Raw genomic sequence first — 24839 nt, forward strand, 5'->3', positions numbered from 1 at the left:
TTAGAAACTGTCCCGCCCTTCTTTAGATACACAAAAATATGTGATATTAAACCAATTCGATAATTGCCATTGGTGCTCCGTCACCACGGCGAGGACCAAGCTTCATAATACGTGTGTATCCGCCTTGGCGCTCCTCGTAACGAGTTGCAATGTCAGAGAATAATTTTTGAAGTGCATCTTGGTTATTTTCTTCGTTAGCAACCTCGTTGCGGATGTATGCAGCAGCTTGACGGCGAGCGTGAAGATCACCGCGTTTGCCAAGCGTGATCATTTTTTCAACTACAGAGCGAAGTTCTTTCGCACGTGTTTCAGTTGTTTCGATTCTTTCGTTGATGATCAAATCAGTTGTAAGATCACGAAGCATAGCTTTACGCTGTGCACTCGTACGTCCTAGTTTTCTGTATGACATGTGATGTCCCCTCCTTTATTGGAATGCTGTTTCTGATAATAAACACACGAAAATCCTAGTTCGCATAGGAAACTAGTCAATCGTCTTTGCGAAGTCCGAGTCCAAGTTCTTCTAGTTTCGCTTTCACTTCTTCAAGTGATTTGCGTCCTAAATTACGAACTTTCATCATATCTTCTTCCGTCTTGTTCGCAAGCTCTTGAACCGTGTTAATACCCGCACGCTTTAAACAGTTGTAAGAACGAACAGAAAGATCTAATTCTTCAATTGTCATTTCAAGAACTTTCTCTTTTTGATCTTCTTCTTTTTCAACCATGATTTCAGCATGTTGAGCTTCGTCAGTTAAACCAACGAATATATTAAGGTGTTCAGTTAAAATCTTTGAACCAAGCGCAATGGCTTCTTTCGGTCCAGTGCTTCCATCAGTCCAAACATCAAGTGTAAGTTTATCATAGTTTGCAACTTGGCCTACACGAGTGTTCTCTACCTGATAAGATACACGAGAAACTGGTGTAAAGATAGAATCGATCGGAATCACGCCGATTGGCTGATCGTCTCTCTTGTTTGCGTCAGCAGGCGTATACCCACGTCCTCTTTGAGCAGTAAGGCGAACTCGGAAACTCGCATTCTCACCAAGAGTCGCGATATGAAGATCTGGATTTAAAATCTCTACATCACTATCGTGTGTAATATCTGCTGCCGTTACAGTTCCTTCGCCCTGTACATCAATTTCTAACGTCTTCTCTTCATCAGAGTAGATTTTCAATGCAAGCTTTTTAATGTGTAAGATAATCGTTGTAACATCTTCCACAACGCCTTCAATTGTCGAGAATTCGTGCAGTACACCATCTATCTGGATTGATGTTACAGCGGCACCAGGGAGTGAGGATAAGAGGATACGACGTAAGGAGTTACCCAGAGTTGTACCATATCCACGCTCAAGTGGCTCTACGACAAACTTACCAAATTTGGCATCGTCGCTGATTTCAACCGTTTCGATTTTTGGTTTTTCAATCTCGATCATTACTTAAAACCCTCCTTCAAAACGTCGAAACCTCGAATAGAATCATATGAGATTCCATCCGAAATTCCCCATTGTTTAGTCCCGTATGTGCTCAGGCAACGAGTCGGTGCATTCGTTTCATAAATAACTGTATCATAACCCATTATTGACAGGGACACAAAATCTATACAAACAAATTACACGCGGCGACGTTTTGGTGGACGGCATCCGTTATGAGGAACAGGAGTTACGTCTCTGATAGCAGTGACTTCTAGTCCAGCAGCTTGAAGTGCACGAATTGCAGCTTCACGGCCTGAACCAGGGCCTTTAACAGTAACCTCAAGAGTTTTAAGACCATGTTCGATTGAACCTTTAGCAGCTGTTTCTGCAGCCATTTGCGCAGCAAAAGGAGTAGATTTACGAGAACCTCTGAACCCTAGAGCTCCGGCACTAGACCAAGAAAGAGCATTACCATGAGTGTCAGTGATCGTAACGATCGTGTTATTGAAAGTTGAGCGAATATGAGCAATTCCAGACTCAATATTCTTTTTCACGCGACGTTTACGCGTGTTAGATTTACGAGCAGCAGCCATTGTTTAGGTACCTCCCTTACTTATTTTTTCTTGTTAGCTACAGTACGACGCGGACCTTTACGAGTACGCGCATTGTTTTTAGAGTTTTGTCCGCGAACAGGCAAACCTCTGCGATGGCGGATTCCGCGGTAGCTTCCGATTTCGATCAGACGCTTAATGTTAAGAGAAACTTCACGGCGAAGGTCACCTTCTACTTTCAGTTTATCAATAACATCACGGATTTTACCAAGTTCTTCTTCAGTAAGATCACGCACACGAGTATCTTCTGAAACACCAGCCTCTTTCAAGACTTGTTGAGCCGTTGTGCGGCCAATTCCGAAGACATACGTTAAAGAAATAACAACACGTTTGTCACGTGGGATATCTACACCAGCAATACGAGCCATTCTCTGGGCACCTCCTTATAAATTATCCTTGTTTTTGTTTATGCTTTGGATTTTCACAGATCACCATTACTTTTCCTTTTCTGCGAATAACTTTACATTTTTCGCAGATTGGTTTAACTGATGGTCTCACTTTCATGTGTTTCCAACCTCCTTCAGTTTCCGGAGTGCTTTATTTGTAACGGTACGTAATCCTGCCACGAGTTAAGTCATATGGAGATAATTCTACCGTAACTTTGTCTCCAGGTAAAATGCGAATGAAGTGCATGCGGATTTTACCAGATACATGAGCCAAAACAGTATGGCCGTTTTCGAGTTCAACTTTGAACATCGCGTTTGGCAATGTTTCGACTATAGTACCTTCCACTTCAATTACATCGTCTTTCGCCATTCAAGTGTTCTCCCTTCTTCAAATCAGTAACTTGCTTTCTGACAAATTTCAAAAGAGAAAATCTCAGTTTTCCGTTTGTCACACGCCCTGTTTCGTTTATACTGTTCTGAACTTCCGGAGATACGCAATCATAAAGGGTTAAATGATTGATATTCTTTTTCTTAGGAGAATGAAATGTACGCTTTTCTCCGTCTGCTGTTAGTACAATGATGATCGTTAACAATTCCAATGACAACAGCAAGATGAATTCAGTCCTGCCAATGTTCATCCAAACTTTCTGCCCTATCAAGCCGGAAAAAACACCTGTCTTCGGAATTATTTTCATCACCTAGACTCTCGTCAGTATATCAAAACCCGTTTCCGTAATCGCAATTGTATGTTCAAAATGAGCACACTTTTTCCCATCTACCGTTACAACCGTCCAGTTATCAGCCAATGTTTTCACGTAGCGGCTGCCAGCGTTCACCATAGGTTCAATAGCGAGAACCATGCCAGGTTTGAGCCGTGGTCCTTTGTTGGGCGGACCATAATGAGGAATTTGCGGGTCCTCATGCAAGTCTTGACCAACACCATGTCCGACATACTCCCTAACAACTGAAAACTGCTCATTTTCGACATACGTTTGTATTGCGTGGGAAATATTCGACAAACGTTCACCTGGTTTTGCTTCCTGCAAGCCTTTATATAAAGACTCCTCTGTCACTTCCAGAAGTTTTTTGTCATCATTGCTGATGTTTCCTACCGGATATGTCCATGCAGAGTCACCATGATAACCATTTAATTTAGCACCGATATCAATACTGATGATGTCTCCGTCCTTCAGCACCCTGCTGCCAGGAATACCGTGAACGAGTTCTTCATTAACTGATACGCAAATGCTCCCGCGAAACCCATTATACCCCTTAAAAGATGGGATTGCACCCTGCTTATTAATAAAACGTTCGGCAATTTGATCCAATTCTTTTGTCGAGATTCCTGGTTTAATATGCTTTTTTAACTCTTCATGAGTTAAAGCCACGATTCGCCCTGCTTCCCGCATGATACCAAGTTCACGTGGGGTTTTACAGATAATCATTTTTTTAATCCTCCAAGAAGATCCTTCACATCTGCATATACGTCTTGAATGTCCTGTTGGCCATTCACGTTTGCAAGATAACCTTTCTCAGAATAAAAATCGAGTAAAGGCTGAGTTTGCTTCATGTTTACCTCAAGCCGTTTAGAGACTGTTTCCTCATTATCATCTGCCCGTTGATAGAGTTCGCCTCCGTCTTTATCACAAACACCCGGCGTTTTCGGCGGATTAAAGACTAAATGATAGGTTGTGCCGCAAACACTGCAAATTCTGCGTCCAGTCAGACGTTCCATCAGAACATCCTTGTCGACTTCAATGTTAATGACATAATCAATCGGCTTGCCGTACTCCTCAAGAATTCCTTCAAGAGCCTCGGCTTGAGCGACTGTTCGCGGAAATCCGTCCAGAAGAAAACCTCTTTCACAATCGTCTTTGCCAAGCCTTTCTTTTACAATTCCGATTGTGACTTCGTCAGGTACGAGCTCTCCCTTATCAATATAAGATTTTGCTTCGAGTCCGAGTGGTGTTTCTTCTTTCATAGCAGCACGGAACATATCTCCTGTTGAGATATGAGGAATCCCATAATCCTCAACAATTCGTTCGCCCTGTGTACCTTTACCGGCACCAGGAAGCCCCATTAAGACTAAGTTCATTCGGATTTCCCCCGTCCTCTCTTTATTAAGAGGGAATGGATAAATCCATTTCCTCTAGTTTTTCATAAATCCACGGTAGTTTCGTTTCACCAACTGGCTTTCTAGTTGCTTCATTGTCTCTAAGGCTACCCCGACAACAATTAACAAAGATGTTCCGCCAATTTGTGCACTTTGAGGCAATCCAGCGAATTGAATGAAAAAGATAGGAAGAATGGAAATCACGGCTAAGAATATAGAACCCACAAACGTAAGTCGATACAAAATGCTCGTAATTCTATCTTGAGTCATTTTCCCTGGACGAACCCCCGGGATATAGCCACCCTGTTTTTTAAGGTTATCAGCCATTTGTTCAGGATTGACCTGTACAAAAGCATAAAAGTACGTAAAGGCAATAATCAACGCAACATATATCACCATACCCACCGGATGCGTATTATCAAAGTAGTTTTGAATCCACTTTGTCACATCATTTGTTCCAAAGAATGACGCGATCGTCCGCGGCGTTATCAGAAACGCAACCGCAAAGATGACCGGAATAACCCCCGCAGGGTTTACTTTCAATGGTAGGTGAGTAGACTGTCCTCCGCCTGCAGGTGAACGACCTGTGCCTTTAGCATATTGAATCGCAATTTTCCGTACGGCTTGCTGAATGAAAATAACTCCAACAATAACTGCTAAAATCGCAATCACAAGAAGTGCGATTTTTACAATATGAATAAACAACTGATCGTCGCTGCCGACAAATTGAGTCTCATATATTTGTCCAACCGTTTTTGGAATACTAGCCACAATCCCCGCGAAGATAATGATCGATATTCCGTTGCCTACCCCATGAGACGTAATTTGTTCTCCGAGCCACATTAAAAAGGCAGTTCCGCCAGTGAGCACTAAAGCAATGATGAGATATGTCGAAACACCCGAATTTTCGATCAGCATACCGTTTGCCAGATTGTTGAATCCGTATGACATACCTAACGCTTGGATGAACCCAAGCACAATCGTAAAGTACCTTGTGAACTGAGCTAATTTACGGCGGCCAACTTCACCTTGCTTAGACCACTCGGTAAACTTCGGCACAACATCCATCTGAAGCAGCTGAATGATGATCGAAGCCGTGATATAAGGAGTAATTCCCATTGCAAAAATGGAGAATTGGTAAAGCGCACCGCCGCCAAATGTATTAAGGAGATCAAAAACACCCATTTGAGACTGTGCCTGTAACGCTTCAGCGTTAACATAAGGCACAGGAATAAACGCACCTATGCGAAAGACGATAAGCATGAGTAAAGTGAATATGATTTTATTCCTGATATCACTCACACGCATAAAGTTGGAGATTGTTTTAAACAAGTTAGATCACCTCAGCTGTACCGCCAGCAGCTTCAACAGCTTCTTTCGCAGAAGCAGAGAATTTATTGGCTTTTACAGTTAATTTTTTCTCTAATTTACCGTTGCCAAGAATCTTTACTCCTGCATTAAGTTTGCTAATAACACCAGTCTCAAGAAGAAGTTCAGGAGTGACTTCCGTTCCTTCTGCAAAACCGTTCAATTTGTCTAGGTTGACTACAGTGTAATCCTTGCGGTTGATGTTAGTGAAACCGCGTTTAGGAAGACGTTGGAATAAAGGCATTTGTCCCCCCTCGAATCCTGGACGCACACCGCCGCCAGAACGAGCGTTTTGACCTTTGTGACCTTTACCAGCTGTTTTACCGTTACCAGAACCAATACCACGACCTACGCGATTACGCGTTTTGCGTGAACCTTCTGAAGGTTTTAATTCATGAAGTTTCATTAGGACACCTCCTTATCCGATCAAATATTTTTATTGTTCTTTAACAGAAACTAAATGAGATACTTTATTAATCATACCGCGAATCGCAGCGTTGTCTTCATGAACAACAGTTTGGTTTGTTTTCTTTAAACCAAGTGTTCTCACAGTAACGCGTTGATCTTCCGGACGACCGATTACACTTCGTTTGAGGGTAATTTCTAATTTAGCCATTAATGTTCCCTCCTTATCCTAACAGTTCTTCTACAGATTTTCCACGAAGCTTCGCAACGTCTTCAGCACGTTTAAGTTCACTTAAACCTTGAAGAGTTGCACGAATCATGTTGATCGGTGTGTTAGAACCTAAAGACTTAGAAAGGATATCAGCTACACCTGCAAGCTCAAGTACCGCACGTACAGGGCCTCCAGCGATAACTCCAGTACCTTCAGAAGCAGGTTTTAACAAGATGTTACCTGCACCGAAACGTCCGATGATTTCGTGTGGAATTGTAGTTCCAACCATTGGTACTTCAATTAAATTCTTTTTCGCATCTTCAACAGCTTTGCGGATCGCTTCTGGTACTTCTTGTGCTTTACCAGTACCGAATCCTACGTGTCCGTTTTTGTCACCGACAACGACTAGAGCTGCGAAGCGGAAACGACGACCACCTTTAACAACTTTCGCTACGCGGTTAACCGTAACTAAGCGTTCTTCTAACTCTAATTTGCTTGGGTCAATACGACGCATAATCATGTGTCCCTCCTTCTTTTATTAAAATTTAAGTCCAGCTTCACGAGCAGCATCAGCTAAAGCTTTTACACGTCCATGGTATAAGTATCCGCCACGGTCAAATACTACGTCAGAAATGCCTTTTTCAGCAGCGCGTTTTGCAACTAATTCTCCAACTTTAGTAGCAGCAGAAGCATCTCCTGTGCTTTCAACGTTCAAGTCTTTATCGAGAGTAGATGCACTAGCAAGTGTTACACCATTTACATCATCGATGATTTGAGCGTAAATGTGCTTGTTAGAACGGAAAACGTTCAGACGCGGTCTTTCAGCAGTACCGGAAAGTTTAGCGCGAACACGAGCGTGTCTTTTAAGACGAGCAGCATTTTTGCTAGTTTTCGTAATCATCTAGGTCACTCCTTTCTTCACTTTAAGCGATCTTACTTAGCAGATTTACCTTCTTTGCGGCGAACAACTTCACCTTCGTAGCGGATACCTTTACCTTTGTAAGGCTCTGGTGAACGGACAGCACGAATGTTAGCAGCAATAGCTCCTACACGTTCTTTGTCTGTTCCTTTTACAACTACTTTAGTTTGAGAAGGAACTTCAATTTCGATGCCTTCCTCAGGAACGATCTCAACAGGGTGAGAGTATCCAACGTTTAAAACAAGTTTATTTCCGGATTTAGACGCACGGTAACCGACACCGACTAATTCCAAACCTCTTTCAAATCCTTTAGATACACCTTCAACCATGTTGCCAAGCAGACTGCGAGTAGTACCATGCAGCGCACGGTGCTCTTTATGATCAGAAGGACGAGCGACTGTAAGCACATTGTCCTCTACTTTAATCTCCATATCAGGGTGAAACGTACGAGTTAATTCTCCTTTTGGTCCTTTCACAGCTACAGTATTGTTATCGTTCAACGTAACTGTAACATCAGCAGGAATCTCAAGTAACTTCTTACCTACACGAGACATACCAAACACCTCCATTCATGTTAAACTTCTTACCAAACGTATGCTAGAACTTCTCCACCAGCTTGTTTTGCACGGGCTTCTTTGTCCGTTAAAACACCTTGTGATGTAGAAATAATCGCAATTCCAAGACCGTTAAGTACGCGAGGTACTTCATTAGATTTAGCATATACACGCAAACCAGGCTTGCTGATTCTTTTAAGACCAGTGATAACGCGCTCGTTGTTTTGTCCGTATTTCAAGAAAACGCGGATGATACCTTGTTTGCTGTCTTCTACGAACTCAACGTCACGAATGAAACCTTCACGCTTTAAAATTTCAGCAATTTCTCTTTTCAATTTAGAAGCAGGAATTTCAAGCTTCTCATGACGTACCATGTTTGCATTGCGAATACGAGTTAGCATATCTGCAATTGGATCTGTCATAACCATTATATAATTACCTCCTTCCCTTTCTTGGGGATTACCAGCTGGCTTTTTTCACGCCAGGAATTTGTCCTTTATATGCAAGCTCACGGAAACAAATACGGCAAAGTTTAAATTTACGAATGACTGAATGCGGACGTCCGCAGCGTTCACAGCGTGTGTACTCTTGTACTTTAAACTTTGGTGTACGTTGTTGTTTCGCAATCATAGACTTTTTAGCCACGATTTCGCCTCCCTTTCATTGATTATTTCTGGAACGGCATACCTACTTGAGTTAATAGCTCACGAGCTTCTTCGTCAGTATTAGCAGTTGTTACGATAACGATGTCCATTCCGCGAACCTTTGTTACTTTATCGTAGTCAATTTCAGGGAAGATTAACTGTTCTTTGATACCAAGTGTGTAGTTACCGCGACCGTCGAAAGATTTTTTAGAAATCCCGCGGAAGTCACGTACACGCGGTAAAGATACAGAAATAAGTTTATCAAGGAAATCATACATGCGCTCTCCGCGAAGAGTTACTTTCGCACCGATAGGCATTCCTTCACGAAGACGGAATCCAGCAATTGATTTCTTCGCACGAGTAACGACAGGTTTTTGACCTGCGATAAACGTTAATTCTTCAACAGCACTGTCGATTGCTTTCGCGTTTTGAACAGCGTCACCAACACCCATGTTGATTACGATTTTTTCGATTTTAGGCACTTGCATGACAGAATTATAGTTGAACTTTGTCATTAAAGCAGGTGCAATTTCTTTATTGTACTTTTCTTTAAGGCGGTTCATGAGATAGACCTCCCTTCCTTTTAATACTATTTATCTAGAACTTGCCCAGATTTTTTTGCTACACGAACTTTTTTGCCATCTTCCACTTTGTATCCTACGCGAGTCACTTCACCTGTTTTAGGATCGAGCGGCATAACGTTTGATACATGAATTGGCGCCTCTTGATTAGAAATACCGCCTTGAGGGTTAGCTTGAGTTGGTTTAGAGTGTTTCTTCACCATGTTCACACCTTCAACTAAAACGCGGTCCTTTTTAGGGAAAGCAGCAAGGATTGTTCCTTGTTTGCCTTTATCTTTACCAGAGATAACCATTACTTTATCGCCTTTTTTAACATGCATCCTGATCGCACCTCCTTGACTAAGGCATTTATTTCATTAGATAACTTCTGGAGCTAGAGAAACAATTTTCATAAAGTTGTTTTCACGCAACTCACGAGCAACTGGTCCGAAGATACGAGTTCCACGCGGGCTCTTGTCGTCACGGATGATAACACATGCATTCTCATCGAAGCTGATGTATGAACCGTCGCTTCTGCGTGCTCCGCTTTTCGTGCGAACGATAACAGCTCTTACGACTTCACCTTTTTTGACAACGCCTCCTGGTGTTGCTTGTTTAACCGTGCAAACAATGACATCACCAATGTTAGCTGTTTTGCGTCCAGAACCGCCAAGAACTTTAATAGTAAGCACTTCACGAGCGCCAGAGTTATCAGCTACTTTTAAACGAGTCTCTTGTTGAATCATTATTTGTTACCTCCCTTCGGAAAAAGAATTCCGAACTTTATTAGATAATAACAGCTTCTTCGACAACTTCAACTAGACGGAAACGCTTAGTTGCAGACAATGGACGAGTTTCCATGATCTTTACGATGTCACCGATTTTAGCTTGATTATTTTCATCATGTGCTTTGAATTTTTTTGAGTATTTTACGCGTTTACCGTAAAGTGTATGTTTTTTGTATGTTTCAACAACAACAGTAATGGTTTTATCCATTTTGTCAGAAACTACACGGCCTTGGTAAACTTTGCGCTGGTTACGTTCGCTCATGCTCACGACCTCCCCTCAGTGATTATTTATTTGCAGCAATTTCTCTTTCACGAATCACAGTTTTCATGCGCGCGATGGCTTTGCGCACTTCACGAATGCGAGCAGTATTTTCAAGTTGTCCTGTCGCTAATTGAAAGCGAAGATTGAAAAGTTCTTCTTTAAGAGACTTTACTTTTTGTTCAATTTCAGCAGTGGTAAGGTCACGAATTTCATTAGCTTTCATTTGATTCACCACCAATTTCTTCACGTTTTACGAACTTCGTTTTAATTGGCAATTTGTGAGATGCAAGACGAAGTGCTTCACGGGCAACCTCTTCAGACACACCAGAAATCTCAAATAAAACTTTGCCCGGTTTTACAACAGCTACCCAACCTTCTGGAGCCCCTTTACCGGATCCCATACGTACCTCAAGTGGTTTAGCAGTGTAAGGTTTAGAAGGGAAAATTTTGATCCAAACTTTACCGCCACGTTTCATGTAACGAGTCATCGCAATACGTGCAGCTTCGATTTGACGGTTAGTAATCCATGAAGCTTCAAGAGCTTGGATACCGAACTCACCAAAATGTACTTCAGTACCGCCTTTCGCACGGCCACGCATTTTTCCGCGATGCTCTCTGCGATATTTAACGCGTTTTGGTAATAACATATTATTTTCCTCCTTCCTCAGTTTTCTTCTTAGTAGGAAGAACCTCTCCACGATAGATCCAGACTTTTACACCAAGCTTACCGTAAGTAGTGTCAGCTTCAGATGTTGCATAGTCAATGTCCGCACGTAATGTGTGCAATGGAACAGTTCCTTCACTGTAGTATTCAGAACGAGCGATATCTGCACCGCCAAGACGACCAGAAACCATTGTTTTCACACCTTGTGCTCCAGCGCGCATTGTGCGTTGGATTTGTTGTTTCTGCGCACGGCGGAAAGAAACACGGTTTTCTAATTGACGAGCGATGTTGTCAGCAACTAGCTGTGCATCAAGATCTGCTCTTTTGATTTCAAGAATGTTAATGTGTACACGCTTGCCAGTAAGGCTGTTAAGGGCTTTGCGAAGTGCTTCAACTTCAGAACCGCCTTTACCGATAACCATACCAGGCTTAGCTGTGTGGATCGTAATGTTAACGCGGTTTGCTGCACGCTCGATTTCTACTTTAGAAACAGAAGCGTCAGAAAGGCGTTTGCTAATGTATTCACGAATTTTTAAATCTTCGTGCAGGAAGTCAGCGTAATCTTTACCAGCGTACCACTTAGATTCCCAATCACGAATGACTCCGATACGAAGACCGACTGGATTTACCTTTTGACCCACTACTTATCCCTCCTTCTTTTCTGATACAACGATTGTAATGTGGCTCGTACGTTTGTTGATTTGGCTCGCACGTCCCATAGCACGTGGGCGGAATCTTTTTAACGTAGGGCCTTCGTCAACGAATGCTTGAGAAATAACCAGGTTGTTAACGTCCATTTCATAGTTATGCTCAGCATTTGCAATAGCGGATTTTAATACTTTCTCGATAATTGGAGAAGCAGCTCTTGGTGTAAGGTTCAAGATTGATACTGCCTCACCTACTTGCTTGCCTCGAATTAGGTCCATTACTAGACGTGCTTTACGAGGAGCAATACGGACTGTTCTTGCAACAGCTTTAGCTTGCATTTAAAAGCCTCCTCTCTTAGCGTCTTGTTTTTTTGTCATCACTAGCATGACCTTTGTACGTACGAGTTGGAGCGAATTCACCCAACTTGTGCCCTACCATATCTTCAGAGATGAATACAGGCACGTGTTTACGTCCGTCATAGACTGCGATTGTGTGACCAATAAACTGTGGGAAAATAGTGGAACGACGAGACCAAGTTTTTACCACTTGTTTCTTGTCTGATTCGTTTAATTTCTCGATTTTTGTCATCAAGTGTCCATCGACAAATGGTCCTTTTTTCAAGCTGCGAGCCATTTTGGAACCTCCCTTCGTGATTGCACTACGGTCCGAAATGAACCGTAGACAACCCCGTTATTTATTTTTACGACGACGTACGATAAATTTATCAGATTTGCTCTTTTTCTTACGTGTCTTGAATCCAAGAGTTGGTTTACCCCATGGAGACATAGGTGATTTACGTCCGATTGGCGCACGTCCTTCACCACCACCGTGTGGGTGATCGTTAGGGTTCATTACAGAACCACGAACTGTAGGACGGATGCCTTTCCAGCGAGAACGTCCAGCTTTACCAATGTTGATAAGTTCGTGCTGTTCATTACCTACTTGACCGATAGAAGCACGGCAAGCAGAAAGAATCATGCGAACTTCCCCAGAGTTAAGACGCACAAGAACGTATTTACCTTCTTTACCAAGAACCTGAGCAGATGTACCAGCTGAACGTACAAGCTGTCCGCCTTTGCCAGGTTTTAATTCAATGTTATGCACAACAGTACCAACAGGGATGTTGATAAGTGGAAGTGCATTACCTACTTTAATGTCAGCTTCAGGACCTGACATGATTTCAGTACCCACTTGAATTCCTTTAGGAGCAAGAATGTAACGTTTTTCTCCGTCTGCATAGTTGATTAGAGCGATGTTAGCTGAACGGTTTGGATCGTATTCAACTGTAGCAACGCGTCCAGGTATACCATCTTTATCGCGTTTGAAGTCGATAACACGGTATTGGCGTTTATGTCCGCCACCTTGGTGACGTACAGTCAATTTACCTTGGTTGTTACGTCCGCCTTTTTTGTGAAGGGGAGCAAGCAAGGATTTTTCCGGCTTGTCAGTCGTGATTTCAGCAAAATCTGAAGTTGTCATGCCACGACGTCCATTAGAGGTCGGTTTATACTTTTTAATCGCCATTTTGAATTTCCCTCCTTCTTTTTACAGATAATTAAGCTTCAAAAATTTCGATTTCTTTGCTGTCTGCAGTAAGTTTTACGATCGCTTTTCTGCGACGGCTAGTCATACCAGTGTAGCGTCCGACACGTTTTGATTTACCTTTGTAGTTCATGATGTTGACTTTGTCAACTTTCACTCCAAAGATGCTTTCAATCGCGTCTTTCACTTCTGTTTTATTAGCTCTTACATCAACTTCAAAAGTGTATTTCTTTTCAGCCATTAAATCAGCAGAACGTTCAGTAATGACGGGGCGCTTTAGAACATCACGAGGATCTTTCATTATGCAAGCACCTCCTCTACTTTTTCAACCGCTGCTTTTGTAATCAGAAGCTTCTCGTGGTTGACAACGTCTAAAACGTTGATTCCGTTAGCTTCAACTACAGTAACTCCAGGAATGTTGCGAGCAGATAAAGCGACTGCTTCGTTAGCGTCCGCAGTTACAATTAAAGCTTTTTTCTCAACAGATAATCCTTTAAGGATAGCTGCCATTTCTTTTGTTTTAGCTGTATCAAGAGTAAGATCTTCAAGTACGATGATGTTGTTGTCGATCACTTTAGAAGACAATACTGATTTGATTGCCAAGCGGCGAACTTTTTTAGGTAATTTATAAGAATAGCTGCGTGGTGTTGGGCCGAATACGACACCACCTCCGCGCCATTGCGGTGAACGGATAGAACCTTGACGGGCACGTCCAGTACCTTTTTGACGCCATGGTTTACGACCTCCGCCGCGTACTTCAGAACGATTTTTTACTTTGTGAGATCCTTGACGTAAGGAAGCTCTTTGCATAAGAATAGCGTCGAATACAACACTCTCATTTGGCTCGATACCAAATACAGAAGTGTTTAATTCGATGTCACCAGCAGTAGAACCGTTTTGGTTGTATAATGCTACTTTTGGCATGATCAATTTCCTCCTTTCCTAAGAGAGTTATTTAGATTTAACAGCACTTTTAACAGTGATTAAAGTTTTCTTCGGACCAGGTACGTTACCTTTGATCAAAAGAAGATTGCGTTCCGCATCAACTTTAACGATTTCAAGGTTTTGAACAGTGATTTGATCTCCGCCCATACGTCCAGGTAATAGTTTGCCTTTGAATACACGGTTAGGATCTACAGGTCCCATTGAACCAGGACGACGGTGGTAGCGTGAACCGTGAGACATAGGTCCGCGAGATTGTCCGTGGCGCTTGATTGCACCTTGGAAACCTTTACCTTTAGATACTCCTGTTACATCTACGATTTCTCCAGCAGAGAAAATTTCAACCTTGACTTCCTGACCAACTTCATACGCATCCATTTCCACTCCGCGTAATTCTTTAACGAAGCGCTTAGGAGCAGTTTCCGCTTTTGCAACGTGTCCTTTTTCAGGTTTGTTAGAAAGCTTTTCTCGCTTGTCGTCAAAACCAAGCTGGATAGCCTCGTAGCCATCGTTTTCAGCTGATTTCTTTTGAAGAACAACGTTTGGAGCAGCTTCAATAACAGTTACCGGAATAAGATCACCGTTTTCTGCGAATACTTGCGTCATACCAATTTTTCTTCCTAAGATTCCTTTGGTCATTCGTCACACCTCCTATTAAGATCATTCTATATTTTAGAATTAAAGTTTAATTTCGATATCGACACCAGATGGTAAATCTAATCGCATGAGAGCATCAACAGTTTGTGGTGTTGGGTTCACAATGTCGATTAAACGTTTATGTGTACGCATTTCAAATTGCTCACGAGAATCTTTGTATTTGTGCACCGCACGAAGGATTGTGTAAACTGATTTTTCAGTTGGCAACGGGATCGGACCAGATACGCTGGCACCAGAACGTTTTGCCGTTTCAACAATCTTCTCAGCAGATTGATCAAGGATTCTATGATCATATGCTTTCAAACGAATACGAATTTTTTGTTTTGCCATTATTTTCCCTCCTTTTCGCCTACATCACGTTAGACAGTTCTCCGCGAGAAAAACCTGAACACCTTGCCATGGCAAAGCGGCCGGGTGTGTCAGCAACCTCTCGCTTCATCGCAGTCAAAAGACCAACATACACCATTATACAGAAAACAGACGTATGTTGCAAGACTTATTTAAGATATGCATGATTTGCACACTTTTTTTATTATACAGGTGTTTTTCTTATTTATCAAGGACCTATCATAAGTGGTGCAGTGCGTGGCGACTCAATGTACTTGCGAATAATGATGGCTCCTCGATATGCGGGGTGTGAGCGGAATTCTCAAATTGAAGCCAGTGCTTTTCAGGCGCCTCAAGCTCTTGATAAAACTGTTTTGATATTTCAGCAGGAACAATTAGATCGTGTCTCCCCGAAATGAAAAAGCACGGCACTTTAATAGAAGGAATTGATGCAAATCCATTAAACTGGTACAACTCATCAGTTAAATGTTTTTTGCTGAATCGATGTCCATTGAGGAATTTGCGCATGTTTTTTATTCCATACTCATTCCCGGTAAGCATTTGAAAAAAAATAGATAGAGCTTGACGATGATGGTGAGTGAATCCTCCCCTACTCATTTCAACACAAAACCGATAGATATAATGATAGATCTCCTTCTCCCAAGGCGGAGCGCCAATAAAACGTATGGCCTTGGATACTATACTGGCTCTCTTTGCATCACACATTTCACGAATATAATGATAAGCAGCTGATTCTTCATAGTGAGGGTTAACAACCTGGCTGATTCCATAATACGCGTAATACAACTCCGGACGTTGCTGCAGTACATGAAGTGCTAGCACCGAGCCCCACGAATGGCCGGCAAGATATAGTTTTGTTTTTGAAAAATGGTCTAGGACCCATTGAGTGACTTGAATTGCATCATTAATGAAATGACTGATTGTCATGGAGTGATGAGGAATTCGTTTTGAATAAGAAAGCCCTGATCCTCTTTGATCCCAATGTACTACTGTAAAATGCTGTTCCAGCTCTTTTTGATAATGCCTAACATACCCGATTTGGGGCGTCCCCGGCCCGCCATGTAAAAAAAGCAGCAAAGGATTTTTCACATCAGCCCCATTAATCATCAGCATTTGCTTCGTTTTGGCAATGGTCAGTTCTTTCATGATAGCGATTGATCTCTTTTCAGGAATCATAAAAATTAGCCCCTCGAATATGATAGATCCTATTATACAAGAAATAGATTATAAAATAAAAAACGAGACCCGCAGGGGGTCTCGTTTATGATCATACTATTACTCAGTGATTGTAGAAACAACGCCTGAACCAACAGTACGTCCGCCTTCACGAATAGAGAAACGAGTTCCTTCTTCGATAGCGATTGTAGAGATAAGTTCAACGATCATTTCAGTGTTGTCTCCAGGCATAACCATTTCTACGCCTTCTGGAAGTTGGATGATACCAGTTACGTCAGTTGTACGGAAGTAGAACTGAGGACGGTAGTTAGAGAAGAATGGAGTATGACGTCCACCCTCTTCTTTAGAAAGAACGTAAACTTCAGCTTTGAATTTGCTGTGCGGAGTGATTGTACCTGGTTTAGCAAGTACTTGACCACGTTGGATGTCTTCACGAGCTACACCACGAAGAAGGGCTCCAATGTTGTCTCCAGCTTCAGCGTAATCAAGAAGCTTACGGAACATTTCAACACCTGTAACAGTTGTTTTTTTGTTTTCTTCTTGAAGACCGATGATTTCTACTTCGTCACCGACTTTAACTTGTCCGCGTTCAACACGTCCAGTAGCAACTGTACCACGACCAGTGATTGAGAATACGTCCTCAACTGGCATCATGAATGGTTTTTCAGTGTCACGCTCTGGAGTTGGGATGTACTCATCAACCGCATCCATAAGTTCGAAGATTTTTGCTTCGTAATCAGCATCACCTTCAAGTGCTTTAAGAGCAGAACCTTTGATTACTGGTACATCATCACCAGGGAAGTCATATTCGCTAAGAAGATCGCGAACTTCCATTTCAACTAGTTCAAGAAGCTCTTCGTCGTCTACCATGTCGCATTTGTTTAAGAATACAACGATGTATGGTACACCAACGTTTTTAGAAAGAAGGATGTGCTCACGAGTTTGTGGCATTGGGCCATCAGCAGCAGATACTACAAGGATAGCTCCGTCCATTTGCGCAGCGCCAGTGATCATGTTTTTAACATAGTCAGCGTGTCCTGGGCAGTCAACGTGTGCATAGTGACGAGTTTCAGTTTCATACTCAACGTGTGCAGTAGAGATTGTGATTCCGCGCTCGCGCTCTTCTGGTGCACCATCAATTTGATCGTACGCCATAGCTGTACCTTTACCAGATTTCTTATGAAGTACTGTTGTGATAGCAGCAGTTAATGTTGTTTTACCATGGTCAACGTGTCCAATTGTACCAATATTGGCATGTGATTTGGAACGGTCGAATTTTTCTTTAGCCATTCTAAAATCCTCCTTAAGAGCTTTTAATTAGTAATGTATAGTGTGATAGGAAGTGAAAGAAAGCTTTCACTTCCTCATCTTACAATAGTAGTTATACTTGAGTTAAGAGGCAAAATCAATTATTCGCCTTTATTTTTTTTGATAATTTCTTCAGAAATGCTCTTCGGTACTTCTTCGTAGTGATCCATGAACATAGTGAACGTACCGCGACCTTGCGTATTAGAACGAAGTGCAGTAGCGTAACCGAACATTTCAGCAAGAGGAACCATCGCGCGAACAACTTGTGCGTTACCGCGAGCTTCCATACCTTCTACGCGTCCGCGACGAGAAGTAACATCACCCATGATGTCTCCCATGTATTCTTCAGGAATAACAACTTCAACTTTCATAATTGGTTCAAGAAGAACAGGATTACATTTGCTGACTGCATTTTTCAATGCCATTGAAGCAGCGACTTTAAACGCCATTTCATTTGAGTCAACATCATGGTAAGATCCATCAAAAAGTTTTGCCTTGATGTCAATTAGCGGGAATCCTGCTAAGACACCATTTTCAAGAGAGTCTTCAAGACCTGCTTGTACGGCTGGGATGTATTCACGAGGAACAACACCACCGACGATTGCGTTTTCGAATTCAAATCCAGCGCCTTCTTCATTAGGTTCGAATTCAATCCAAACGTGTCCGAACTGACCGCGTCCACCAGATTGACGTACGAATTTACCTTCAACTTTTGCACCTGAACGGAATGTTTCACGGTACGCAACTTGAGGAGCACCTACGTTAGCTTCTACTTTGAATTCACGCTTCATACGGTCAACAATGATATCGAGGTGAAGTTCACCCATACCAGAGATGATCGTCTGACCAGTTTCCGGATTTGTTTGAGTACGGAATGTAGGATCTTCTTCAGCAAGTTTCGCTAAAGCGATACCCATTTTATCTTGGTCAGCTTTTGATTTAGGCTCAATCGCTACATCGATAACCGGCTCTGGGAATTCCATTGATTCAAGGATTACAAGATCCTTTTCGTCACATAGAGTATCTCCAGTAGATGTATCTTTTAGACCTACAGCAGCTGCGATGTCTCCTGCATAAACAGTAGCGATCTCTTCACGGCTGTTGGCATGCATTTGCAGGATACGTCCGACACGCTCACGTTTGCCTTTTGTTGAGTTTTTCACGTATGAACCGGAATCAAGAGTTCCAGAGTACACACGGAAGAACGTCAGCTTACCAACATAAGGGTCAGTCATTACTTTAAATGCAAGTGCAGAGAATGGCTCTTCATCAGAAGAATGACGAACAATCTCTTCATCAGTATCCGGGCGTACACCTTTGATTGCAGCAACATCAGTTGGTGCAGGAAGGTAGTCAAGAACTGCATCAAGTACAAGCTGAACACCTTTGTTTTTGAAAGCAGAACCGACTAGTACTGGATAGAATTCAACATTCAAAGTACCTTTACGGATTGCAGCTTTCAACTCGTCGATTGTGATTTCTTCACCTTCGAGGTACTTTTCCATAAGCTCTTCATCAAGCTCTGCGACAGCTTCAATTAAGCTGTTACGAAGCTCTTCGGCTTGTTCTTTGTACTCTTCAGGGATTTCTTTCGCATCAGAACGAGTTCCAAGATCATCTTCGTAGAAATACGCAACGTTTTCTACAAGGTCGATGATACCTTCGAAGTTGTCTTCAGCACCGATTGGCAATTGGATTGCATGGGCGTTAGCTTGAAGACGGTCTCTTAAAGTACCTACAGAATAAAGGAAATCTGCGCCGATTTTGTCCATTTTGTTGACAAATACGACACGCGGAACTCCGTAAGTTGTTGCTTGGCGCCATACTGTTTCTGTTTGAGGCTCAACGCCTGATTGTGCATCAAGTACGGCAACCGCACCATCAAGTACACGAAGAGAACGTTCAACTTCAACTGTGAAGTCTACGTGTCCTGGAGTATCGATGATGTTTACGCGGTATCCTTTCCACTGCGCAGTTGTCGCAGCGGATGTGATTGTGATGCCGCGTTCTTGTTCCTGCTCCATCCAGTCCATTTGTGAAGCTCCTTCATGAGTTTCACCAATTTTGTGGATACGGCCTGTGTAGAACAAGATACGTTCTGTAGTAGTCGTTTTACCAGCATCAATGTGAGCCATGATCCCGATATTACGAGTTTTATCTAAGGAGAACTCTCTTGCCATTGGGTAATTTCTCCTTCCTTATTAGGAAATTGTGTTTTTTAAATATATGAAACCTACCAGCGATAGTGAGCAAAAGCTTTGTTTGCTTCAGCCATCTTATGCGTATCTTCACGTTTCTTAACAGCAGCACCAGTATTGTTAGCTGCGTCAAGGATTTCGTTAGCTAAACGCTCTTCCATCGTTTTTTCTCCGCGAAGACGAGCATAGTTTACTAACCAGCGAAGTCCGAGAGTAGTACGACGTTCAGGACGAACTTCTACAGGAACTTGGTAGTTCGCACCACCTACACGGCGTGCTTTAACTTCAAGTACAGGCATGATGTTTTTCAATGCTTGTTCGAAAACCTCCATTGCATCATTGCCAGTACGTTCTTTAATGATATCGAATGACTTGTATAGGATTGTTTGAGACTTACCTTTTTTACCATCGATCATCATTTTGTTGATTAGACGAGATACAAGCTTAGAATTATAAAGCGGATCAGGTAAAACATCTCTTTTTGCTACAGGACCTTTACGTGGCATCTGAATATCCTCCCTTCATTATTTTTACGTTTTTGTGTTTATTATTTTGCTTTAGGACGTTTAGTTCCGTATTTAGAACGGCCTTGCGCACGGTTTTCTACTCCAGCAGTGTCAAGCGCACCACGAACGATGTGGTAACGTACCCCTGGTAAGTCTTTTACACGTCCGCCGCGGATTAGTACAACGCTGTGCTCTTGCAGGTTGTGACCGATACCAGGAATGTAAGCCGTAACCTCGATTCCGTTAGTCAAACGAACACGAGCATATTTACGAAGTGCTGAGTTCGGTTTTTTCGGTGTCATTGTACCAACACGAGTACATACCCCGCGTTTTTGTGGAGAAGATACATTAGTGTGCTCTTTTTTAAAGCTGTTGTATCCTTTGTTAAGTGCAGGAGACTTTGAGTTTTCTACTTTACTCACGCGTCCTTTACGAATTAGCTGATTGATTGTAGGCATTATTTTTTCCTCCCTTCATTACGTTTTATAACCCACATACCCAGGTGGTTCATCAAAAGGCAAAAAACAATGTCTTCACACGAGAAAAAATCTCACGCAAAAACAAAAAAGTACGTTATAACATAATGGCAACAGCTGCTGCTCCTACTTCAATTCCGCAGGCTTTGCCGAGCTTTTTCATGGATTCGACCATTGAGACTGCGATCCCCTGATCTTTCGCAAGTGTAATAACACTTTTCGTAAGGATAGGATCTGCGTCTTCTGCAACGACTACTTCCTTTACCGAACCTCGTTTTAGAGCTTTCACTGTTTGCTTCGTACCAATAATAATTGATCTGGCCTGTGATACTTTATCATAAGACATAAATACATCCTCCAAAGTAACAGGTTTATTTCGAGCACCTTGGTTATATTATCATTCTAGGAGACGTATGTCAACATAGTATGACATTTTTTAGTTTCGTTCTTCTCATAGAGTGATTTTTTATTAAAAATATCTGCTGAAAGACTGTTTTGCAGTCTTTCAGCAGCTTTAAATCAATTATTCAACCGGAACCATGTCATCAGTCGGCTGAACATTTGAAACTGTTTTTACTTTTCGGTATTTCATCATACCTGTACCAGCCGGAACAAGCTTACCGATGATAACATTCTCTTTCAAGCCGAGAAGCTCATCACGCTTACCTTTGATCGCTGCGTCTGTAAGGACACGTGTTGTTTCCTGGAAGGAAGCAGCAGATAAGAATGAATCAGTTTCAAGAGATGCTTTTGTAATACCGAGTAAAACAGGACGGCCTGTAGCAGGACGATTACCTTCAAGCAATACCTTTTTGTTCGCTTCAGTAAATTGGTGAATATCAAGCAATGTACCTGGAAGCACATCAGTGTCACCGGCATCAATCACGCGGACTTTGCGAAGCATCTGGCGAACCATTACTTCTACGTGTTTATCACCGATTTCAACACCCTGCATACGATAAACCTTTTGAACCTCATGGAGAAGATACTCTTGAACAGCAGTCATGTCAGTCACTTTCAGAAGCTCTTTCGGATCGATTGAACCTTCTGTCAGTACTTGGCCTCGAGTAATTTTATCTCCTTCCGCTACTTTCAAACGGGAGTTATAAGGTGCCGTATAAGAACGTGTTTCCACTGCGCCTTGAACCACAATTTCCTGTTGCTTATCACGAACTTCATTGATCTCAACGACTGTACCGTCGATTTCTGTAATTGTTGCCTGACCTTTCGGATTACGCGCTTCGAAAAGCTCTTGGATACGCGGAAGACCCTGTGTGATATCGTCTCCGGCAACCCCGCCTGTATGGAATGTACGCATTGTTAACTGTGTACCAGGCTCACCGATTGATTGGGCAGCAATGATACCGACAGCCTCACCGACTTCAACATCGGAGCCAGTTGCAAGATTTCGGCCATAGCATCGTTTACATACACCATGAGGCGTATTACATGTGAAGGCAGAACGAATCCAGACTTCTTCAATGCCGGCTTCAACAATCTCTAGTGCTTTATCTTCATCGATCAGTTCGTTTTCATTGACAAGTACTTCACCTGTTTCAGGGTGTTTCACTTGTTTTCGTGCAAACCGGCCAATTAAGCGTTCTTCTAAGCGCTCAATGGTTTCCGTTCCTTCTTTAAGAGGCTTAGCAAGGATGCCTCGGTCAGTTCCGCAATCAGTTTCACGGATGATAACATCCTGTGCAACGTCAACGAGACGACGTGTAAGGTATCCTGAGTCAGCTGTTTTAAGGGCGGTATCGGCAAGACCTTTACGCGCACCGTGAGTAGAGATAAAGTACTCCAATACTGTCAGACCTTCACGGAAACTTGATTTGATCGGCAATTCAATGATACGTCCAGCCGGGTTGGCCATCAGACCGCGCATTCCGGCAAGCTGTGTAAAGTTAGACGCGTTACCACGGGCACCAGAGTCACTCATCATGTAGATTGGGTTGAGCTCATCAAGTGATTGCATTAGTTTTCCTTGGATAACGTCTTTCGCAGCACTCCAGATAGAGATAACTCTCTCATAGCGTTCTTCTTCAGTGATTAGACCACGTCGGAATTGCTTCATGACGTTATCAACTTTACCTTGTGCTTCTTCAAGAATTTCTTGCTTATCATCGAGAACGACGATATCAGAAACACCAACTGTAATACCAGCTTTTGTAGAGTATCTGAAACCTAGGTTTTTCATGCGGTCAAGCATTTTAGACGTTTCCGTGATATGGAATCGTTTGAAGATTTCCGCGATGATTTTACCCAAAATGCCTTTTTTAAACGGTGCATTGATTGGCTGCTGTGCAATGGCAGCTTTAACATCGGCACCTTTTTCTAAGAAGAAACGGTCAGGTGTTTTCTCTTCAATGTTGCTCTTCGTTGGTTCATTCATGTAAGGGAATGATTCCGGCAGAATTTCATTGAAGACAAGCTTACCGACAGTTGTAATTAACAATTTTGAGCGCTGCTCTTCGGTAAATGTCACATTCTTAAGGGAGCTAGCTGGAACAGCTACTCTCGTATGAAGGTGGACATATCCGTTTTGATAAGCAAGAAGCGCTTCGTCTGTATTCTTGAAAACCATACCTTCACCGACAGCACCGGCACGCTCAAGTGTCAGATAATAGTTACCCAGTACCATATCCTGAGACGGTGTTACAACCGGTTTACCATCTTTAGGGTTCAAGATGTTCTGAGCGGCAAGCATCAAGATGCGTGCTTCAGCTTGAGCTTCTGCAGATAATGGTACGTGAACCGCCATTTGGTCACCATCAAAGTCAGCGTTATAAGCTGTACATACGAGTGGGTGAAGGCGGATTGCGCGTCCTTCAACAAGCGTTGGTTCAAACGCTTGGATACCTAGTCTGTGAAGTGTAGGGGCACGGTTCAGAAGTACCGGGTGCTCCTTAATAACTGATTCTAGTACATCCCATACCTCAGGCTGTACGCGCTCAATTTTACGTTTCGCACTCTTAATGTTGTGAGCAAGACCTTTTTCAACAAGCTCTTTCATAACGAAAGGTTTGAAAAGTTCAAGCGCCATTTCCTTCGGCAATCCGCATTGGTACATTTTCAAATGAGGACCAACAACGATTACAGAACGTCCGGAGTAATCGACACGTTTACCAAGAAGGTTTTGACGGAAACGGCCTTGCTTCCCTTTCAACATGTGAGAAAGAGATTTTAACGGTCTGTTACCAGGACCTGTTACAGGGCGTCCGCGGCGGCCGTTGTCAATTAAGGCATCGACAGCCTCTTGAAGCATACGCTTTTCGTTTTGAACAATGATGCTAGGTGCACCAAGATCCAAAAGACGTTTCAAACGATTATTACGGTTGATGACACGACGATAAAGGTCGTTCAAATCAGAAGTCGCAAAACGTCCGCCATCAAGCTGAACCATCGGTCTAAGCTCAGGAGGAATAACAGGGAGCACATCAAGGATCATCCAAGAAGGCTTGTTTCCTGAGTTACGGAAGGCTTCTAAAACTTCAAGGCGTTTGATCGCACGAGTACGGCGCTGCCCTTGTGATGTTTTCAGCTCTTCTTTTAACATATCAACTTCTTTTACAAGATCAATATCTTGAAGAAGCTTATGAATCGCCTCTGCACCCATAGATGCTTGGAATTTATTACCGTATTTATCGAGATAAGCACGGTATTCTTTCTCAGACAGAAGCTGTTTCTTTTCAAGCGGTGTGTTTGCCGGATCAGTTACAACGTAAGAAGCAAAGTAAATGACTTCTTCTAAAGCACGAGGTGACATATCCAGCACAAGACCCATACGGCTTGGAATACCTTTGAAATACCAAATGTGGGAAACTGGGGCAGCCAGTTCAATGTGCCCCATTCTCTCACGACGGACTTTAGCCCGTGTTACTTCGACTCCGCAGCGGTCACAAACTACGCCTTTATAACGAACTCGCTTGTACTTCCCGCAATGACATTCCCAGTCTTTAGTCGGTCCGAAAATGCGTTCGCAGAATAGACCGTCCTTTTCAGGTTTTAACGTACGATAGTTTATCGTTTCAGGCTTTTTCACTTCACCAAAAGACCATGAACGGATTTTATCCGGTGAAGCAAGACCGATGTTCATATACTCAAAATTGTTCACATCTAGCAAGGGGCCTACCTCCCTTTTTAT

At 42.6% G+C, this 24839-nt stretch carries 38 protein-coding genes; all 38 read right to left on the reverse strand.

Annotated features, from left to right (window positions below; genetic code table 11):
• Window positions 1-46: 46 nt before the first annotated feature.
• The 38 genes from rplQ to rpoC all read right to left on the reverse strand — a co-directional run bounded on the left by rplQ (window position 47) and on the right by rpoC (window position 24818).
• Window positions 47-409: a 50S ribosomal protein L17 gene (rplQ, locus tag V6D41_RS20100; protein ID WP_003225836.1), complete on the reverse strand. Its 363-nt coding sequence runs from the start codon at window positions 407-409 to the stop codon at window positions 47-49.
• Window positions 410-485: 76 nt separating this feature from the next.
• Window positions 486-1430 carry a DNA-directed RNA polymerase subunit alpha gene (locus V6D41_RS20105; protein WP_087991698.1) on the reverse strand — a complete coding sequence of 315 codons (945 nt, stop codon included), beginning with the start codon at window positions 1428-1430 and terminating at the stop codon, window positions 486-488.
• 176 nt (window positions 1431-1606) lie between these two features.
• Window positions 1607-2002 (reverse strand): 30S ribosomal protein S11, encoded by a 396-nt coding sequence (gene rpsK / locus V6D41_RS20110; protein ID WP_010332782.1) that lies wholly within the window; start codon window positions 2000-2002, stop codon window positions 1607-1609.
• A gap of 20 nt (window positions 2003-2022) precedes the next feature.
• Window positions 2023-2388 carry a 30S ribosomal protein S13 gene (gene rpsM / locus V6D41_RS20115; protein ID WP_003156545.1) on the reverse strand — a complete coding sequence of 122 codons (366 nt, stop codon included), beginning with the start codon at window positions 2386-2388 and terminating at the stop codon, window positions 2023-2025.
• A gap of 22 nt (window positions 2389-2410) precedes the next feature.
• Window positions 2411-2524, reverse strand: coding sequence for a 50S ribosomal protein L36 (rpmJ, locus tag V6D41_RS20120; protein ID WP_003156543.1), 114 nt, complete (start codon window positions 2522-2524; stop codon window positions 2411-2413).
• Window positions 2525-2557: 33 nt separating this feature from the next.
• Window positions 2558-2776, reverse strand: coding sequence for a translation initiation factor IF-1 (gene infA / locus V6D41_RS20125; protein ID WP_003156508.1), 219 nt, complete (start codon window positions 2774-2776; stop codon window positions 2558-2560).
• Window positions 2754-3101 carry an RNA-binding protein gene (locus tag V6D41_RS20130; RefSeq protein ID WP_414958266.1) on the reverse strand — a complete coding sequence of 116 codons (348 nt, stop codon included), beginning with the start codon at window positions 3099-3101 and terminating at the stop codon, window positions 2754-2756. Before V6D41_RS20130 ends, infA begins: the two co-directional genes overlap by 23 nt.
• A gap of 3 nt (window positions 3102-3104) precedes the next feature.
• Complete coding sequence (map, locus tag V6D41_RS20135) at window positions 3105-3851, reverse strand: type I methionyl aminopeptidase (protein ID WP_087991697.1); 747 nt, start codon at window positions 3849-3851, stop codon at window positions 3105-3107.
• Entirely contained in the window at window positions 3848-4501 is a 654-nt protein-coding gene (locus V6D41_RS20140; protein ID WP_087991696.1) for an adenylate kinase, read from the reverse strand. Before V6D41_RS20140 ends, map begins: the two co-directional genes overlap by 4 nt.
• 54 nt (window positions 4502-4555) lie before the next feature.
• The gene (secY, locus tag V6D41_RS20145; RefSeq protein WP_333519455.1) at window positions 4556-5851 is read right to left on the reverse strand and encodes a preprotein translocase subunit SecY; all 1296 of its coding nucleotides are present in this window, start codon (window positions 5849-5851) and stop codon (window positions 4556-4558) included.
• A gap of 1 nt (window position 5852) precedes the next feature.
• Window positions 5853-6293, reverse strand: coding sequence for a 50S ribosomal protein L15 (gene rplO, locus V6D41_RS20150; protein ID WP_087991694.1), 441 nt, complete (start codon window positions 6291-6293; stop codon window positions 5853-5855).
• Between the two features lie 30 nt (window positions 6294-6323).
• Window positions 6324-6503 (reverse strand): 50S ribosomal protein L30, encoded by a 180-nt coding sequence (gene rpmD / locus V6D41_RS20155; protein WP_003156497.1) that lies wholly within the window; start codon window positions 6501-6503, stop codon window positions 6324-6326.
• A 13-nt stretch (window positions 6504-6516) separates the two neighbouring features.
• Window positions 6517-7017, reverse strand: a complete 501-nt coding sequence (rpsE, locus tag V6D41_RS20160) for a 30S ribosomal protein S5 (RefSeq protein ID WP_003328273.1) — start codon at window positions 7015-7017, stop codon at window positions 6517-6519.
• 24 nt (window positions 7018-7041) lie between these two features.
• Window positions 7042-7404 (reverse strand): 50S ribosomal protein L18, encoded by a 363-nt coding sequence (gene rplR / locus V6D41_RS20165; RefSeq protein WP_087991693.1) that lies wholly within the window; start codon window positions 7402-7404, stop codon window positions 7042-7044.
• A 32-nt stretch (window positions 7405-7436) separates the two neighbouring features.
• Window positions 7437-7976, reverse strand: a complete 540-nt coding sequence (gene rplF, locus V6D41_RS20170; protein WP_333519456.1) for a 50S ribosomal protein L6 — start codon at window positions 7974-7976, stop codon at window positions 7437-7439.
• A gap of 29 nt (window positions 7977-8005) precedes the next feature.
• Entirely contained in the window at window positions 8006-8404 is a 399-nt protein-coding gene (gene rpsH / locus V6D41_RS20175; protein ID WP_003241998.1) for a 30S ribosomal protein S8, read from the reverse strand.
• Window positions 8405-8435: 31 nt separating this feature from the next.
• Window positions 8436-8621, reverse strand: coding sequence for a 30S ribosomal protein S14 (rpsN, locus tag V6D41_RS20180; protein ID WP_003156488.1), 186 nt, complete (start codon window positions 8619-8621; stop codon window positions 8436-8438).
• A gap of 22 nt (window positions 8622-8643) precedes the next feature.
• Window positions 8644-9183, reverse strand: a complete 540-nt coding sequence (rplE, locus tag V6D41_RS20185) for a 50S ribosomal protein L5 (protein ID WP_148964429.1) — start codon at window positions 9181-9183, stop codon at window positions 8644-8646.
• 26 nt (window positions 9184-9209) lie between these two features.
• Window positions 9210-9521, reverse strand: a complete 312-nt coding sequence (rplX, locus tag V6D41_RS20190) for a 50S ribosomal protein L24 (protein WP_003156486.1) — start codon at window positions 9519-9521, stop codon at window positions 9210-9212.
• Window positions 9522-9557: 36 nt separating this feature from the next.
• On the reverse strand, window positions 9558-9926 hold the full coding sequence (gene rplN, locus V6D41_RS20195) for a 50S ribosomal protein L14 (RefSeq protein WP_003156485.1): 369 nt from the start codon (window positions 9924-9926) through the stop codon (window positions 9558-9560).
• Window positions 9927-9966: 40 nt separating this feature from the next.
• Window positions 9967-10230, reverse strand: a complete 264-nt coding sequence (gene rpsQ, locus V6D41_RS20200) for a 30S ribosomal protein S17 (RefSeq protein ID WP_003225804.1) — start codon at window positions 10228-10230, stop codon at window positions 9967-9969.
• Between the two features lie 22 nt (window positions 10231-10252).
• Window positions 10253-10453, reverse strand: a complete 201-nt coding sequence (gene rpmC, locus V6D41_RS20205; protein WP_003156482.1) for a 50S ribosomal protein L29 — start codon at window positions 10451-10453, stop codon at window positions 10253-10255.
• Window positions 10443-10877, reverse strand: coding sequence for a 50S ribosomal protein L16 (gene rplP, locus V6D41_RS20210; protein ID WP_003225801.1), 435 nt, complete (start codon window positions 10875-10877; stop codon window positions 10443-10445). The genes rpmC and rplP overlap by 11 nt, the downstream gene beginning before the upstream one ends.
• A 1-nt stretch (window position 10878) precedes the next feature.
• Window positions 10879-11535, reverse strand: coding sequence for a 30S ribosomal protein S3 (gene rpsC / locus V6D41_RS20215; RefSeq protein WP_003242001.1), 657 nt, complete (start codon window positions 11533-11535; stop codon window positions 10879-10881).
• A 3-nt stretch (window positions 11536-11538) separates the two neighbouring features.
• Window positions 11539-11880: a 50S ribosomal protein L22 gene (gene rplV, locus V6D41_RS20220; RefSeq protein ID WP_014662532.1), complete on the reverse strand. Its 342-nt coding sequence runs from the start codon at window positions 11878-11880 to the stop codon at window positions 11539-11541.
• A 16-nt stretch (window positions 11881-11896) separates the two neighbouring features.
• On the reverse strand, window positions 11897-12175 hold the full coding sequence (gene rpsS, locus V6D41_RS20225; protein ID WP_039076395.1) for a 30S ribosomal protein S19: 279 nt from the start codon (window positions 12173-12175) through the stop codon (window positions 11897-11899).
• Between the two features lie 57 nt (window positions 12176-12232).
• Window positions 12233-13066, reverse strand: a complete 834-nt coding sequence (gene rplB / locus V6D41_RS20230) for a 50S ribosomal protein L2 (RefSeq protein WP_024714051.1) — start codon at window positions 13064-13066, stop codon at window positions 12233-12235.
• 31 nt (window positions 13067-13097) lie between these two features.
• Window positions 13098-13385, reverse strand: a complete 288-nt coding sequence (gene rplW, locus V6D41_RS20235; protein ID WP_087991691.1) for a 50S ribosomal protein L23 — start codon at window positions 13383-13385, stop codon at window positions 13098-13100.
• A complete protein-coding gene (gene rplD, locus V6D41_RS20240; RefSeq protein ID WP_087991690.1) occupies window positions 13385-14008 on the reverse strand; it encodes a 50S ribosomal protein L4 in 624 nt (207 codons plus the stop codon). Before rplD ends, rplW begins: the two co-directional genes overlap by 1 nt.
• A 27-nt stretch (window positions 14009-14035) precedes the next feature.
• Window positions 14036-14665, reverse strand: coding sequence for a 50S ribosomal protein L3 (gene rplC, locus V6D41_RS20245; RefSeq protein WP_039076392.1), 630 nt, complete (start codon window positions 14663-14665; stop codon window positions 14036-14038).
• A gap of 39 nt (window positions 14666-14704) precedes the next feature.
• Window positions 14705-15013 (reverse strand): 30S ribosomal protein S10, encoded by a 309-nt coding sequence (gene rpsJ, locus V6D41_RS20250; protein ID WP_003156464.1) that lies wholly within the window; start codon window positions 15011-15013, stop codon window positions 14705-14707.
• Between the two features lie 237 nt (window positions 15014-15250).
• Window positions 15251-16207: an alpha/beta fold hydrolase gene (locus V6D41_RS20255; RefSeq protein WP_333519457.1), complete on the reverse strand. Its 957-nt coding sequence runs from the start codon at window positions 16205-16207 to the stop codon at window positions 15251-15253.
• A 99-nt stretch (window positions 16208-16306) separates the two neighbouring features.
• The gene (gene tuf, locus V6D41_RS20260; RefSeq protein ID WP_087991688.1) at window positions 16307-17497 is read right to left on the reverse strand and encodes an elongation factor Tu; all 1191 of its coding nucleotides are present in this window, start codon (window positions 17495-17497) and stop codon (window positions 16307-16309) included.
• Between the two features lie 119 nt (window positions 17498-17616).
• A complete protein-coding gene (fusA, locus tag V6D41_RS20265; RefSeq protein ID WP_087991687.1) occupies window positions 17617-19695 on the reverse strand; it encodes an elongation factor G in 2079 nt (692 codons plus the stop codon).
• 53 nt (window positions 19696-19748) lie between these two features.
• On the reverse strand, window positions 19749-20219 hold the full coding sequence (gene rpsG, locus V6D41_RS20270; RefSeq protein ID WP_003156447.1) for a 30S ribosomal protein S7: 471 nt from the start codon (window positions 20217-20219) through the stop codon (window positions 19749-19751).
• Between the two features lie 41 nt (window positions 20220-20260).
• On the reverse strand, window positions 20261-20677 hold the full coding sequence (gene rpsL / locus V6D41_RS20275) for a 30S ribosomal protein S12 (RefSeq protein WP_003156445.1): 417 nt from the start codon (window positions 20675-20677) through the stop codon (window positions 20261-20263).
• Window positions 20678-20792: 115 nt separating this feature from the next.
• Window positions 20793-21041 carry a 50S ribosomal protein L7ae-like protein gene (locus V6D41_RS20280; protein ID WP_333519458.1) on the reverse strand — a complete coding sequence of 83 codons (249 nt, stop codon included), beginning with the start codon at window positions 21039-21041 and terminating at the stop codon, window positions 20793-20795.
• A 177-nt stretch (window positions 21042-21218) separates the two neighbouring features.
• Window positions 21219-24818, reverse strand: coding sequence for a DNA-directed RNA polymerase subunit beta' (rpoC, locus tag V6D41_RS20285; protein ID WP_087991685.1), 3600 nt, complete (start codon window positions 24816-24818; stop codon window positions 21219-21221).
• Between the last annotated feature and the right edge of the window lie 21 nt (window positions 24819-24839).

Source organism: Bacillus sp. 0102A, from assembly GCF_036765155.1.
Classification (GTDB): Bacteria; Bacillota; Bacilli; order Bacillales; family Bacillaceae; genus Bacillus; species Bacillus subtilis_G.